Annotated in this window: 13 protein-coding genes; all 13 read left to right on the top strand. The window is 58.2% G+C overall.

Translation table 11 applies throughout. The features are described from left to right. The first annotated feature begins 33 nt into the window (after nt 1-33). The gene (locus HM1_RS05790) at nt 34-738 is read left to right on the top strand and encodes a c-type cytochrome (protein WP_041313426.1); all 705 of its coding nucleotides are present in this window, start codon (nt 34-36) and stop codon (nt 736-738) included. Nucleotides 739-811: 73 nt separating this feature from the next. After that, a complete protein-coding gene (locus HM1_RS05795; RefSeq protein WP_148207094.1) occupies nt 812-1,069 on the top strand; it encodes a hypothetical protein in 258 nt (85 codons plus the stop codon). Between the two features lie 118 nt (nt 1,070-1,187). Continuing rightward, a complete protein-coding gene (locus HM1_RS05800) occupies nt 1,188-1,658 on the top strand; it encodes a TspO/MBR family protein (protein ID WP_012282376.1) in 471 nt (156 codons plus the stop codon). A gap of 140 nt (nt 1,659-1,798) precedes the next feature. Beyond that, nucleotides 1,799-2,410 (top strand): bacteriochlorophyll 4-vinyl reductase, encoded by a 612-nt coding sequence (gene bchJ, locus HM1_RS05805; RefSeq protein WP_012282377.1) that lies wholly within the window; start codon nt 1,799-1,801, stop codon nt 2,408-2,410. Between the two features lie 108 nt (nt 2,411-2,518). Then, nucleotides 2,519-3,442 carry a chlorophyll synthase ChlG gene (chlG, locus tag HM1_RS05810; protein ID WP_012282378.1) on the top strand — a complete coding sequence of 308 codons (924 nt, stop codon included), beginning with the start codon at nt 2,519-2,521 and terminating at the stop codon, nt 3,440-3,442. 237 nt (nt 3,443-3,679) lie between these two features. Then, entirely contained in the window at nt 3,680-5,506 is a 1,827-nt protein-coding gene (locus tag HM1_RS05815) for a reaction center core polypeptide PshA (RefSeq protein WP_012282380.1), read from the top strand. A gap of 129 nt (nt 5,507-5,635) precedes the next feature. Beyond that, nucleotides 5,636-6,319: a magnesium protoporphyrin IX methyltransferase gene (gene bchM / locus HM1_RS05820; protein ID WP_012282381.1), complete on the top strand. Its 684-nt coding sequence runs from the start codon at nt 5,636-5,638 to the stop codon at nt 6,317-6,319. A 14-nt stretch (nt 6,320-6,333) separates the two neighbouring features. Further along, nucleotides 6,334-7,977, top strand: a complete 1,644-nt coding sequence (gene bchE / locus HM1_RS05825) for a magnesium-protoporphyrin IX monomethyl ester anaerobic oxidative cyclase (protein WP_012282382.1) — start codon at nt 6,334-6,336, stop codon at nt 7,975-7,977. After that, on the top strand, nt 7,974-8,837 hold the full coding sequence (bchL, locus tag HM1_RS05830; RefSeq protein ID WP_012282383.1) for a ferredoxin:protochlorophyllide reductase (ATP-dependent) iron-sulfur ATP-binding protein: 864 nt from the start codon (nt 7,974-7,976) through the stop codon (nt 8,835-8,837). Before bchE ends, bchL begins: the two co-directional genes overlap by 4 nt. Then, the gene (gene bchN, locus HM1_RS05835) at nt 8,786-10,117 is read left to right on the top strand and encodes a ferredoxin:protochlorophyllide reductase (ATP-dependent) subunit N (protein WP_012282384.1); all 1,332 of its coding nucleotides are present in this window, start codon (nt 8,786-8,788) and stop codon (nt 10,115-10,117) included. The genes bchL and bchN overlap by 52 nt, the downstream gene beginning before the upstream one ends. Continuing rightward, a complete protein-coding gene (locus HM1_RS05840; RefSeq protein ID WP_049754052.1) occupies nt 10,105-11,676 on the top strand; it encodes a ferredoxin:protochlorophyllide reductase (ATP-dependent) subunit B in 1,572 nt (523 codons plus the stop codon). Before bchN ends, HM1_RS05840 begins: the two co-directional genes overlap by 13 nt. Nucleotides 11,677-11,699: 23 nt before the next feature. Then, nucleotides 11,700-12,797, top strand: coding sequence for a magnesium chelatase ATPase subunit I (gene bchI, locus HM1_RS05845; protein ID WP_012282386.1), 1,098 nt, complete (start codon nt 11,700-11,702; stop codon nt 12,795-12,797). After that, on the top strand, nt 12,794-14,788 hold the full coding sequence (gene bchD / locus HM1_RS05850; RefSeq protein ID WP_012282387.1) for a magnesium chelatase ATPase subunit D: 1,995 nt from the start codon (nt 12,794-12,796) through the stop codon (nt 14,786-14,788). Before bchI ends, bchD begins: the two co-directional genes overlap by 4 nt.

A 14,788-nucleotide genomic window follows, 5' to 3' on the forward strand; every position in this document is an offset into this window, starting at 1 on the left:
CAGGCATTTCGATAAGGACAAGGGGGAGAGAAATTGGGAACCCGTAAATTCGTCATGTTCGGCTCCACGGGCCTTCTCTTGGCCGGCATCCTACTGGCGCCAACTTGGCAAGCCCAAGGGGAACTGGTGCGGGGCCATGAGTTGTATAAGACCCATTGCGCCTCCTGTCACGGTGAAGACGGGAAGGGCGTCCAGGGTGTCAAAGCGGCGACCCTGAACAACGAAGGTTTTTTGAAAGTGGCCTCCGATGACTACTTGTTGAAGTCGATTCGCTTGGGTCGTCCCAGCCTGGCTACCAACGCCATGCCCCATTTCGACACTCAAAAACTGCCCGATGAGAAGGTCAATTTGATCATCAAAAATATGCGTTCTTGGCATCCCGAGATCTCAGCGCCCGTTGAAACGGGAGAGAAGGTCGCCGGCGATCCGGTCAAGGGCGAAGCCTTCTACAAGACTGCCTGTGCCGCCTGTCACGGTCAAAAAGGTGAAGGCGGCATCGGCGCTGCGCTGCTTGACCCCGGTTATCTGAACTCGGCGTCTGACGAATTCATCCTCCAGTCGATCATCATGGGGCGCCCCGGCACGAACATGCCGCCCTATCCCGATTCGCCCGATATTCGCAATGTTGTCGCATTTTTGCGCAGCAAGCAGGTGCCATACGATCCTGCGGAGAAGAAAGAAGAAGGAAAAGCGAAGTCGAAAGACACCGGGGCTGCCGACGGCGATAAAAAGCAATAATTTGTCCTTCGACGATTCAGAGATCGTGACAGCAAGAGACAGGCAGAAATAACACCTACTGGAGGGAATGTTGATGAGGAAGACAGTAATGCTGCTGTGGCAATGGCGACATCTGTTCTTCCTCTTGTTTTTTGCTGTCGTTGCCACCTTTTTTCTGGATCTGGCCCTGACGGTCATCCGGCGCAGCCTCGTCGGCGAACCGGTGAGCCTTTGGACCGTTTTCTTCGCAATCTTCGGTCTCGCGACTGGCGGGTACGGTTTCATCCGCTTCGTTTACCGCCATGACAAAAAAACAGGCCGTGTCAAAAAAGAGATGAAGTGGCTTGAGTAATCGGCGAGGAGGGTTTGCCATACACAACCGCAGCTATGAAAAAGCGCTAATCTCCTCTGATTTGAACGGCGCGGTAGGGGCGGGAACGAGGCCGGAGCGATGGAGGACTGCCACGAACATGGCGATGGATGCGCTGCGGCTCGTCGCGAGCATCGCCGTCTGCCAGATCGCCAGCCTGATCGGCGCAAAATTCACCATTCAGTCGATCATTTGGTATGCGGGACTGGCCAAACCGGCCTTTAATCCTGCCAACGACGCCTTCTATCCCGTCTGGACGCTCCTCTATACCCTGATGGGCCTCTCGCTTTTTCTCATCTGGCGTCAGCCGGAACAGAAGGAAAAGCGCTATGCCCTTGGTTACTTTTTCGCCCAATTGATCTTGAACATCATGTGGTCGTGGATCTTTTTTGAGCTCAAAGCGCCTTTTGCCGCCTTCATCGAGATCATCCTCTTGGAAGGCGCTGTCTTGGCGACAGCCTTCTACTTTTATCGCCTTTCGAAGTGGGCAGGAATCCTGATGATCCCCTATTTTTTTCGCGTTGGATACGAGGCGGTACTGAATTATTTTATCTGGATCATGAATCCCTAAAGATTGCACAAGGATTCTTGAAGAATCTAAGTATAAGATTTTTGAGGAGTTTGCGAATGCAAAAGGTTGATCGATGTTGGATTATGCTGTATAATTCAACCACAAACGCCTGTGTTCGGCGGCTCCTCTTTTTTTGAGGGGTGGACGACATCGCAACCCATACATACGGAAAAATTGGCCCCAATTCGATCATACAGACCGTGGCGGCCTTGCAAGAACGCTACGGAGAAGGTAGAACAGCGGAATTTTTGGTCAACGTCGGACGGGGTGACTTGACGCAAAAGCTCCCTGCTGAGATGGTGGACGAGCAGGAGTTCAACGACTTGGTGCGTTCCATCCAGGCCAGCTTTGGCAATCAGGAGTTGACGCAGTTGCTGCGGCGCTCCGGGGAGTTGACGGCTGCCTACCTCCTGAAGCATCGTATCCCCCTTCCGATTCAGTGGATCTTGCGGATACTCCCGGTTCGCGCCGGTCTCAAGATGCTGCTCTCGGCGATAGAGAAAAACGCTTGGACCTTTGTGGGCACCGGCAGCTATCGTTTCACGATGGGAGACCGTCCGAGGATCACGATCGAGCGCTGCCTTTCCTGTCGCGGCTTGTCAGCGAACGAACCGATCTGTGCTTTTTACGAGGGCACATTCCAAACATTGATTCGCACCCTCGTCGATAAAGAGGCGACCGTCAAAGAGACGGCATGCAGCGCAAAGGGCGCCCCCGCTTGTGTATACGAGATTCGATTGGACGTCTCGTAAAACAGATGATGCTCATAACGGTGACATAGAGAGCGTCCTTTTCCAATACATATACAGATGATAAGACCCCTATTGGCTCCCGAAAAAGAGAAGAGTGGGTGTGCCGAGATGAGTGTCGACATCAATCGCCAAAGTCAGAGTCCGACCACAACCCCTTCGCAGGAGCCCCTCTCCATCTGGCGGGTACGCCTTCAACTGACGAAACCCTTGACCTGGATTGGCCCCGTTTGGTCTGTCGGTTGTGGCGTCGTCGGCGCCGCCGGTGCAGATCTGAGCGTGGACACTTTCCTGCGAAGCCTGTTGTTGATGGTCGTCATCGGTCCCCTGGTCCTAGGCATGGGCCAATCGATCAATGACTACTATGATGCCGATGTAGATGCCATCAACGAGCCTGACCGCCCTTGTGCTCGCTTTCCAGAGTTGTTCAAGCGGCTTGCCCTGACCAACGTGGCGGTTCTCTCTGCTGCGGCTCTGGTGGTATCGTATATCGCTTTTCCCATCGAGATTTTCCTGTTGGTTCTCGTCGGTCTGTTCATCGCTTACATATACAGCGCGCCGCCGCTGCGGTTGAAGCAAAACGGATGGTTCGGAAATACGGCCTGCGCGCTCACCTACGTGACCCTGCCTTGGATCGCCGGCAATTACCTCTTTGACAGCGTAACGCCGGAACAGACGATTGTCGCCTTCCTCTACGCTATCGGTTCTCACGGATTTATGACCATGAACGACTTTAAGAGCGTCGAGGGCGATAAGGCCTGCGGATTGCGCTCGATGGTCGTCATGTACGGCGTCGAAGGCGCCGTCAAGATTGCTTTGAACATGCTCATGGCCTCGCAGCTCCTGGTGGCGCTCTACGTCGCCGCCCAGGGACACTACATCGGCAGTGCTGTCCTCGTCGCATTGCTGCTGGCCCAATTGCCCTTTCAACCGAAGTTGAAAAAAGACCCTAAGCGGTTGGCCCCCTGGTACAACGCCACAGCAAACAGTTTTTTCATCCTTTCTATGATGGCTGCGGCGTTTACCCTTAAATAATGGGACATCATCGGCCGGGCATCATCGCGGTGGACGCAAGGGGGACAAAGCCTGTCGTCTTTCGGCAGGCGAAAAGAAGGAGGTGAGAAAGGGACAGAGATCCATCGGACGGGGTGCCGCGGAAGGTTGCCTAATGGGAATACGGCCTTAATACAATCTTTTACTTCGCCAGCCCGGGGAACCGTCTGCTGACCTGCACCCAATCATCTAAAACATCTGAAAAGGAGGTCGTGTTTGATGGCCACTGCCGAAATGGCATTTAACCCCCGGGCGCAGGTCTTTGAGTACTTCAAAGACAAAGTGCCCGCTACCCGGGGTGCCGTTCTGAAAGCCCACATCAACCACCTGGGCAACGTCGCCGCTATGGTCTCTTTCATTCTCGTCCATCACCTGAGCTGGGATCCCGCGACCCAAGGTGTACTGTGGGCTCCCGCTACCATGTTTTATGCTCGTCTTTATCAACTGGGTCTTGATGCGACCGCGCTGAGCCCCGATGCGCTGTTTGTCGCCCGGATGCACCTGCTTGCCGCCATCATACTCTGGGGTTTTGGTCACGTCAAATCCCCTGCTGAAGAGAAGTTCCTGGAAAAAGTGACTATGGGGAAAGCCCTGGTCGCCCAGTTCCACTTCTTCGCGCTCATCGCCACCCTCTGGGGTCTGCACATGGCCTTCTACGGCATCCTCGGACCCTCCGGCAAATTGGAGCCCACCGGTCTGAGCTTCGACATGTTCGGACCCATCACCCCCGCCACCATGGCTGGCAACCACGTCGCTTTCGGCGCTGTCTTCTTCCTTGGCGGCATCTTCCACTACTTCGCCGGTTTTAACACCAAGCGGTTTGCCTTCTTCGAAAAAGACTGGGAAGCTGTTCTGTCCGTTAGCTGCCAGATCCTCGCTTTCCACTTCGCTACCGTCGTCTTCGCCATGATCATCTGGCAACATCCCCAACTCGGCTTCGGCTTCATGCGTGAATACGCTGTCTCCCAGTATGCCGGCCCTGAGCTCAAGATGATCGCCCAGTCTAACCCCGGCCTGCTGGTCAAGCAAGCCATCCTGGGTCACCTGGTGATGGGCATCATGTTCTGGATCGGCGGCGTCTTCCATGGCGCGCACTTCATGCTGCGGGTTCTGAACGATCCCAAGCTGGCAGAAGAAATGAAGGACTTCAAGTTCATCAAGCGTTGCTATGACCATGAGTTCCAGAAGAAGTTCCTCGCCCTGATCATGTTCGGCGCCTTCTTGCCGATCTTCGTCTCCTACGGCATCGCTACGCACAACACCATCGCTGACATCCATGCCGCTTCCAAGACGGGCCTCTTCGCTCACATGACCTACATCAACATCGGCACCCCGCTCCATGACGCCATCTTCGGCTCCAAGGGCTCCATCAGTGAATTCGTCGCCGCCCACGCTATCGCCGGCGGTCTGCACTTCACCATGGTTCCCATGTGGCGGATGGTATTCTTCAGCAAGGTTTCGCCCTGGACCACCAAGGTTGGCATGAAAGCCAAGCGCGACGGCGAATTCCCCTGCCTTGGCCCTGCCTACGGCGGTACCTGCTCCATCTCCCTCGTTGACCAGTTCTACTTGGCCATTTTCTTCTCCCTCCAGGTCATCGCTCCCGCCTGGTTCTACATTGATGGTTGCTGGATGGGCTCCTTCGTAGCCGTTGCCGCTCCCTACAATGACATCTACCAGGCTGCGCTGGCCACCTTCAACTCCCACAACCCGCTCCATCAGCTGTCCCCGCTCACCAACATGGGCTACTTCTCCTACATCATCCAGCAGACCACGGCCATGTTCTCCCGCTATGACGGTCACATGATCCAGGCTTTGTTGGGCGCCCACTTCATCTGGGCTTTCACCTTCTCCATGCTGTTCCAGTATCGCGGTTCCCGCGACGAGGGCGCCATGGTTCTGAAGTGGGCTCACGAGCAAGTCGGCGTCGGCTTTGCCGGCAAAATGTACAATCGTGCTCTCAGCCTGAAAGAAGGCAAAGCGATCGGTTGCTTCTTGTTCTTCAAGATGACCATCGTTTGCATGTGGGCTCTGGCCATGGTGTAATCACACCAAGTCCATTTCGTTCCTACACCCCCTGCGCCCTGAGAGGGGCGCAGGGGTTTTATCTCGCTTGCGGAAAAAAACGGCCTGATCCAGGCCGGCAACAACGAACGATTCTAGGGGGTGGAGGCCATGGCAAACGAACTGAATTCCTATTGGGCACAACAGGAACAGGTGAGAAATTATTTTGACGGCGATGCCTTTCAGCGATGGGCGTCCATCAGCAAAGGAGAAAGCAAAAACTTTGCCCAGCGCAAGCTCATCGAAGGTCGTCAAGCCATCCACCGCTGCCTTTTGGACTGGATCGGGCCGGTAGCGGGCAAGCGCATCATCGATGCCGGATGCGGCGCAGGTTTTCTCGCAGAGATCCTCGCCGAACAGGGCGCTATCGTCAAAGGTATTGATATTTCCACGAAAATGATCGAAATGGCTTCTGCCCGCAACGGCGGAAGAGACAACCTCACCTTTGAGGTCAGCGATTTAGTCTCAGAAAAAGGAAATTATGACATCCTCATTTCGATGGATGTGTTGATTCATTATCCCCTTGCAGACCTGCCCGCCTTGCTGGAACATACACTGGGCCGCGCCCGGGAACGGGCCTATATCACCTTCGCACCGTCGACCGCATGGTTTCGCTTCCTCAAATCCGTAGGCGAGCGGATGTCGGGAAGCTCCCGTACAACCAGCGCCTACCTGCATCCGATTTCGGAGATCCACTCCATTTTGAATACACTGGGCTACCAATCTACTCGCCAAAAGCTGGTCTCTAACATCATTTATAACGCGATGTTGTTAGAGATCAAGCCGAAACGATGACTAGGAGGCTTGACATGCGCATACTGATGATCCAACCTAACTACCATTGCGGTGGCGCCGAGATTGCTGGGAACTGGCCGCCGAGCTGGGCGCCCTATATCGGCGGATCGTTAAAGGCAGCCGGTTACACCAATATGAAATTCATCGATGCAATGACCGAGGATCTACCAGATGACGTGCTAGCTGAAATCATCCGGAAGAACCAGCCGGATGTGGTCATGGCGAGTGCGATTACGCCGATGATTTATAAAGCGCAGGACACCCTGCGCATCGCCAAGCAGAGCAACCCTGCTTGCAAGACCATCCTGGGTGGGATCCATCCCACCTTTATGTACAGTCAGATTCTCACGGAGACACCTGAGATCGATTATATCGTCCGCGGCGAGGGTGAAGAGATCATCGTCAACCTGATGAACGCCATCGCCGCCGGGACTGATCTGAAGGATCGCAAGGACATCTTGGGCATCGCCTATATGGAGGATGGCAAGGTCGTCGCCACGCCGGCCCATCCGCCGATCAAAAACCTGGACGGACTGACGCCCGATTGGAGCATCCTCGACTGGGACAAGTACATCTATATACCCCTCAACTGCCGTGTGGCTGTGCCGAACTTCGCCCGTGGCTGCCCTTTTACCTGCCGTTTCTGCTCCCAGTGGAAGTTCTGGCGCACTTATCGGGTACGTCACCCGAAGAAGTTCGTAGATGAGATCGAGACGCTCGTCAAAGACCACAAGGTGGGCTTCTTTATCCTCGCTGACGAGGAACCGACGATCAACCGCGACAAGTTTGTGGCCATGTGCCAGGAACTGATCGACCGCAAGCTCGACGTGCACTGGGGCATCAACACCCGCGTCACCGACATCCTGCGCGACGCCCACCTGTTACCCTTCTACCGCAAGGCCGGCCTCGTTCACATCTCCCTCGGCACCGAAGCGGCCACTCAGATGAACCTCGACCGTTTCCGCAAGGAAACGACGATGGAAGAGAACAAGCGGGCCATCGACATGATCAAGGCCAACGGCATGGTCGCCGAGGCGCAGTTCATCATGGGCCTGGAGAACGAATCGCCGAAGACGATTGAAGAGACCTTCCAACTGGCCCGTTACTGGGATGCCGACATGGTCAACTGGAACATGTACACGCCCTGGCCTTTCTCAGAGCTCTTTGAGGAACTGGGCGACAAGGTCGAGGTCCGCGACTATTCTAAGTACAACTTCGTCACGCCGATCATGCAACCCGACGAGATGGACCGGGAAGATGTCCTCAAAGGCGTGCTTCGCAGCTATGCCCGCTTCTATATGCGCAAGAGCTTCCTCGACTATCCCTTTATCAAGGACCCCTTTAAGCGCAAGTACATGATGGGCTGCCTGAAGGCTTTTTTGAAGATGACAGCCACCAAACGCTTTTACGACATCGGACGGGTAAAGCGAAAAGGGTTCCACACCGAAATCGACTTGGGCTTCGATCAGTCTAAGATCGTCAGCAAGGAAGAACTGGCTCGCATCAAGGCGGCCAAACAGGTTCAGGTGGATGAGGACTTCGGCATCATCACCGCTTGCGGGGCGCCGAAGGATCTGGAGATCTCCGCCTGCGGCGCGCCCCGCGATCTGCCTTCCATTGAGACGACGCCTGAGGCCGTGAGGGGCATGAAGATATGATTATCGCCGTATACGGAAAAGGCGGCGTCGGCAAGTCGACCACTACGTCCAACCTGGCCGTGGCCATCGCCAAGACGGGCCGACGTGTGCTGCAGATCGGCTGTGACCCCAAGAGCGACTCCACCTTCACCATCGCCGGGAGAATGATCCCGACGGTGGTGGAGATCCTCGATAAGTTCAACTACCACTATGAATCGATCGAACCTGATGATCTGGTCGTCCAGGGTTACGCCGGCGTCTGTGTCGTTGAGACAGGCGGACCGCCCGCCGGCAGCGGCTGTGGCGGTTATGTTGTCGGTGAGACGGTCAAGCTCCTCGAAAAGCTTGATATCATGCGCCAATATGACGTGATCCTCTTCGATGTCTTAGGCGATGTCGTCTGCGGCGGCTTTGCGACGCCACTGCAATATGCTGATCTTGCTTGCATCGTCTCCTCCAACGATTTTGACGCCCTCTTCGCGGCCAACCGCATCTGCGAGAGCATTGTGGAGAAAAACGCCTCCGGTTATGATGTAAAACTTGCCGGCGTTATCGGCAACCGCTGTGACCAAGTGGACCTGCTCGAAACCTTCACCCGGCGGATCGAAGCCCCTTTGATGGGCGTTGTTCCCCGTAACGAAGAGGTGCGCCAGTCTCGTGTCAAGGGGTATACCCTCTTTGAACTGGAAGAGATGGGGGAACCCGTCAGCGAGATGACAGGCGAGTTTCGCAAGATGGCGGCCTATCTCCTCAGTCAGCCCGACGGCGTTGTGCCCAACGCCGTCGGCACACGGGAAATGTTTGAACTCTTTCGAGGGGAGGACCTGCCGTGGAAGGGATCGAACGGGAAAACGGCTGCTTCCACACCTTCTGTCCCATAGCCAGTGTCGCTTGGCTCCATCGCAAGATCAAGGACTCCTTCTTTCTGATCGTGGGCACCCACACCTGCGCCCATTTCATCCAGACAGCCCTCGACGTCATGGTCTACGCCCATTCCCGCTTCGGCTTCGCCGTCCTGGAGGAGTCGGATCTGGTGGCGGCCTCGCCGACAGCGGAACTGGCGAAGGTAGTCGAAGATATCAAGGCCGAATGGCAACCGAAAGTGATCTTCCTGCTGAGCACCTGCAGTTGTGATATCCTGAAACTCGATTTGGAGAACTCCAGCAAAGACCTGACCATCCGCTTCGGCTTCCCTGTCGTGCCCGTTCAGACCTCGGGCCTGGACCGGACATTCACCCAAGGGGAGGATGCGGTGCTGCATGCGCTGCTTCCCTTTGTTCCCAAGGAGGATCCGAAGGTAGCAGTCGTGGAAGAGAAAAAACGGAGCTGGTTTTCCTTCGGCAAGGATGAGGGGAACAAGGCGAGTGTCCCGGCGGCGCCGACGCGCAACCTGGTCCTGGTCGGTGCCGTCACTGATTCGACGACCCAGCAGCTGCAATGGGAATTGAAACAACTCGGTCTGGAAAGGGTCGACGTCTTCCCGAGCGGAGACATTACGAACATGCCGGTGATCAATGAGCACACCGTCATCGTCCCATTGCAGCCCTATCTGAGCGACACCCTGGCCACCCTCCGCCGCGAGCGGGGAGCCAAGGTGTTGACGACACTCCTGCCCATCGGTCCTGACGGCACGGCCCGCTTTTTGGAAGCCATCTGCGCCGAGTTCGGCCTTGACGCCTCCCCAGTCGCAGAAAGGGAGGCCCAAACCTGGCGCAGCTTGGAGAGCCAACGGGCTCTCCTGCGCGGCAAGCGGATCATGTTCCTCGGCGATAACCTGCTGGAGATCCCCTTGGCCCGCTTTCTCACCGCCTGCGGCGCCGAAGTGGTTGAAGCCGGCACGCCCTATGTCCACGCCAAGGACTTATCTGAGGAGATCGCCAGACTTCGGGAAAAAGGCGTGCCTATCGTCGAAAGTCCCAATTTCTCCGCTCAGGTGGAACGCATCGACCGTCTCCGACCCGACCTGATCGTGGCCGGCCTCGGCATCTGCAATCCCCTCGAAGCGGCCGGCTATACGACGGCATGGTCGATTGAATTCACCTTTGCCCAGATCCACGGCTTCGTCAATGCCATCGATCTGATTAAACTCTTTGTCAAACCGCTCTTGAAACGGCAGGCGCTGCTTGAGCAGGGCTGGACGGAAGCGGGGTGGATGTCGTGAAACTCGCCTACTGGATGTATGAAGGAACCGCCCTGTCCGGGATCGCTCGGGTCGCCGGCAGCATGCCCAAGGTGCATACGGTGATCCACGGACCCCAGGGGGACGGCTATATCAATGTCATGTTTTCCATGCTGGAGCGCTTTCATAAACTCCCGCCCTTCACCCTGTCGCCCATCGGTCGGCGGGAGATGGCCCGGGGTTCGAGAGCCCGCCTCGTGGAAACGGTTCGCCGTGTCGACGCCTTGCACCAGCCCGATGTGATCGTCATCACGCCGACCTGCTCGTCGACACTGCTGCAGGAAGACCTGCTGGCTGTCGCGAACAGCCTCGGCCGCCAAACAAAGGCGAGGCTGATCGTGCCCCAGGTGAACGCCTTTCGGGACCTGGAGCATTTCGCCATGGATGACTTTCTGGCCCAGATGGTCGCTGCCTTCGCCGTCGAACAGCCGAAGACGGAGCGTTTCACCGTCAACCTGATCGGCCCCTCCTATCTCGGCTTTCACCAGATCCACGACCTGAACGAAATCCGGACCATGCTGGAGGAGATCGGCATCGGCGTCAACGCCGTCATCCCCTATGGGGCGACAGTGGAGACGTTGCGGAGCCTGACTCGTGCTCACCTGAACATCTGCCTCTACCGCGAATACGGCCGTGAAACCTGTGAGTACCTGCGTAAGCGCTTCGGCATCGATTACATAAGCATCACCCCCATGGGGATCCGCCAGACGGGCCGCTTCCTGCGCGCCCTCGGAGAACAGGCCGGCATCGATGTGACGCCCTACATCCGCCGCCACTTGGCGCCTTCCGGCGCCTTGGCCCGCTTCACCAAGTCGGTCGACGCCTTATCGTCCCTCTTCGGCAAAAGGGCTGTCGTCTTCGGCGATTTCAGCCACGCTGTCGGGGCGACCTACCTGCTGCGCGAGATCGGCCTACAGGTGGTGTGGGCCGGCACCTATATGACCGCCTGGAAGGACGAATTCACCGAGGCTGTCGCCGCCCTGACCGATGAAGCTTTTGTCTGTGACGACTTCCAGGCCGTGAGCCGGAAGATCCGCGACACCCAACCGGACATCGTCTTCGGCACCCAGATGGAGCGGCACAGCGCCGCCCGCTATGAACTGCCCTGCATCGTCATCAGCAGTCCTGCCCATATCCTCAACTTCCCCCTCTTTCCGGCGCCGGTCCTCGGCTACCGGGGGATGACCCGCCTGCTCGACACGATCAACCAGACGATCAAACTCGGTCTGGAAGAACACCTGGTCAACATGTTCGGAGAAGACACCGCCTCGGAAAGGCAGATGGAAGCGGCGTCCGCCGCGGCAAGAGGCACCGCGACAGCTCCGACAGGAGCTGCGGGCGCCGTTGCAACCGTCGATGAATTGCAATGGGACGCCGAGGCCGAGAAGGCCTTAAAGCAGGTACCCTTTTTCGTAAGAGGAAAAGTGCAGCGCAACACCGAGAATTATGCCCGCGAGCGCGGGTACAGCGAGGTCACGCTGGACGTGATCTACGCCGCCAAGGCCTATTTCGAGGGCAAGGGAAATCAAGGCAACCGGTGATTGCCGACGGGAGGAGATACGCGATGACACAAGCGCAACCATCGAACCATAGCGATCGGCGGCAGCCGGCGCAGATCAAAGTGCCGACCTATCCCTTTACGGCGATCATCGGCCAGGAAGAGATGAAACTGGCCCTCATCCTGAACGTGATCGACCCGCGCATCGGCGGCGTCATGATCATGGGCGATCGGGGGACGGGCAAGTCGACGACGGTCCGCGCGCTGGCTGAACTGCTGCCGGAAGTGCCTTCGGTGGCCGATTGTCCCTTCGGGTGCCACCCGGAAAAAACAAGCGAGATGTGCCCCAGCTGCCGCGAACGGATGGCAGAAGGGGAAGCGCTGCCCATCACGTACCGCAAGACCCGCGTCGTCGACCTCCCGCTGGGCGCGACGGAAGACCGCGTCTGCGGCACCATCGATATCCAGAAGGCCTTGGCCGAAGGGGTCAAAGCCTTTGAACCGGGCCTCTTGGCCCAAGCCAATCGCGGTTTCCTCTATGTGGACGAGGTCAACCTCCTCGACGACCACCTCGTCGACGTCCTCCTCGACAGCGCCGCCTCCGGCGTCAACGTGGTCGAACGGGAAGGGATCAGCATCCGCCACCCGGCCCGCTTCGTCCTCGTCGGTTCGGGCAACCCGGAAGAAGGGGAACTGCGTCCCCAGCTGCTCGACCGTTTCGGCCTCCATGCCCAGATCCGCACCTTGCGCGACGCCCAGAAGCGCGTCGCCATCATTCGCAGCCGCAGCGATTTCGATAACGACCCGGAGAGCTTCATCGAAAAATTCCATGCGCCCCAGGCGGAACTGCAGGCCAAGATCAGCCGGGCCAAAGAGATCCTGGGCGATGTGACCATCGGCGATGAGGTGCTCTTGAAGATCGCCCAGCTCTGCATCGACCTGGAGATCGACGGCCACCGGGGCGAGCTGGTCTTGGCCCGGACAGCCAAAGCCCTCGCTGCCTTTGAAGGCCGGACGGAGGTCTGTGACGACGATGTAGCCCGCATTGCCGTCCTCGGACTGCGCCACCGCTTGCGCAAGGATCCGCTGGCGACAATGGACAACGGCCGCCGCGTTCAAGAAAAAGTGGCCCAGATTTTCGGAGTTGAGAAGGCGGGAGCATGAAGACAAACAGCCTGCCCTTGGCGGCCATCACCGGACAGGAAGGCATCAAACGAGCGCTGCTCCTCGTTGCCGTCGATCCAGGCTTAAAAGGGGTGGCCATCGCCGGGCCGCGCGGAACAGGCAAGACCATCCTGGCCCGCGGGCTCCGGCAGCTGCTGCCGAAGATCGAACAGATCCGGGGCTGTCCCTGCCACTGTCGCCCGGACAAACCGGCCAGCTGGTGCAGCCGCTGCCGCGAACAGTACGGCGGTAGTGAATTCAGCGATGGCGGCAGCCTACCTGTTGTTTGCCGGGAAGCCCCCTTCATAGAGGTCCCTCTCGGCGCCACGGAAGACCGTCTGCTCGGCGCCATCGATGTGGAGCAGTCCCTGGCCGGCGGCGCCCGGGCCTGGCAGCCGGGTCTCATCGGCGAGGCCAACGGCGGCGTCCTCTACGTGGACCAGTTGAACCTGCTGGACGACGGGCTCGTCAACTCCCTTTTCGACGCCATGTCGGGGATCTGCCGCCTCGAACGGGAGGGCATCTCCGTTCAATATCCTTCCGACTTTGTCCTCGTTGGGACCTACGACCCGGACGAGGGCGCCCTGCGGGGCCATCTGGCTGACCGTATCGCGATTCATGTGACAAGCGGCGTCATCGACGACCTGGAACAGCGCATCGAGATCATGCGCCGCCAGGAACTGTTCGTCGATGAGCCGGAGGCTTTTGAAAAATTGTACGCCGACGAGCAGAGCGATCTGCTGCGCAAGATCGACGGGGCGCGCGAACGCCTGCCTGCCGTCACCATAACGGAGAGCCAGGTCCTCTACCTGATCGGTCAGTCACTGAAACGGGGCGTTCCCGGTCATCGGGGCGATCTCTTCGCCGTCCGTCTCGCCAAAGCCCACGCGGCCCTGGAGGGCCGGATGGCTGTCGAGCCGATCGACCTCGCCCTGGCTGTCGAACTCGTGATCAAGCCGCGGCAGACTGTCGACCTTCCCGAAGAAGAAGCGCAACAACCGCCGCCGCCCCCTCCACCGCCTCCGCCACCGCCCGAGCCGGACAGAGACAACAAGGAAGACCCGCCGCCGGAAGCGCCGAAAGACGAGCAGACGATGACCCTGCCCGAGGAGTTCTTCTTCGACGCTGAGGACGTCCCCGTTGAAGACGAACTGCTCTCCTTGCAGAATAAGGCCCAGCGGCAGGCCCGCGGCGGCGCTCACGGCAAGCAGAAGAGCATGGAGCGGGGACGCTACGCCCGCGCACTGTTGCCGCCTCCGGGCAAGCCCTCGCGGATCGCCGTCGACGCCACACTGCGGGCGGCTGCGCCCTACCAGCAGGAGCGGCGACGGTCCGGCAAGTTCGGCAACCGCGAGGTCATCGTCACCGATTCGGACCTGCGGGCGAAACAATTCGTCCGCAAGTCAGGCGCATTGATCATCTTCGTTGTGGACGCCAGCGGAAGCATGGCCTTCAACCGGATGAGCAGCGCCAAGGGCGCCGTCTCGGTGCTGTTGAATGAAGCCTACGTCAATCGTGACAAAGTCGCCATGATCATCTTCCGCGGTCAGAAGGCGGAGGTTATCGTGCCGCCTACCCGCAGCGTCGAACTGGCGAAGAAGCGCTTCGACCAGGTGCCTGTCGGCGGCGGTTCGCCTCTCGCCGACGCTATCGCGCAAGCCCTTGAACTGGGCGTCAAGAGTGTCGGCAGCGATGTGGGACAGGTGATCATCACCTTGATCACCGACGGCCGCGGCAACATCCCCCTCCACCCCGAGGAGGGTCCCAAAAACCGGGAGCAACTGAACGAAGAGATCTTAGCGCTCAGCCGCAAGATCCCGGAGCAGGGTTTTTCCATGCTCGTCATCGATACGGCCAACAAGTTCACCTCCACCGGATTTGCCGAAAAGATCGCCGAAGCGGCTTTCGGCCAGTACTACTACCTGCCCAAGATGTCGGCGACGACGCTTGCCGAGACGGTCAAAAGCGGCGTGCACGCGCTGCGGAAATAA

The sequence above is a fragment of the Heliomicrobium modesticaldum Ice1 genome (assembly GCF_000019165.1).
Taxonomy (GTDB): Bacteria; Bacillota; Desulfitobacteriia; order Heliobacteriales; family Heliobacteriaceae; genus Heliomicrobium; species Heliomicrobium modesticaldum.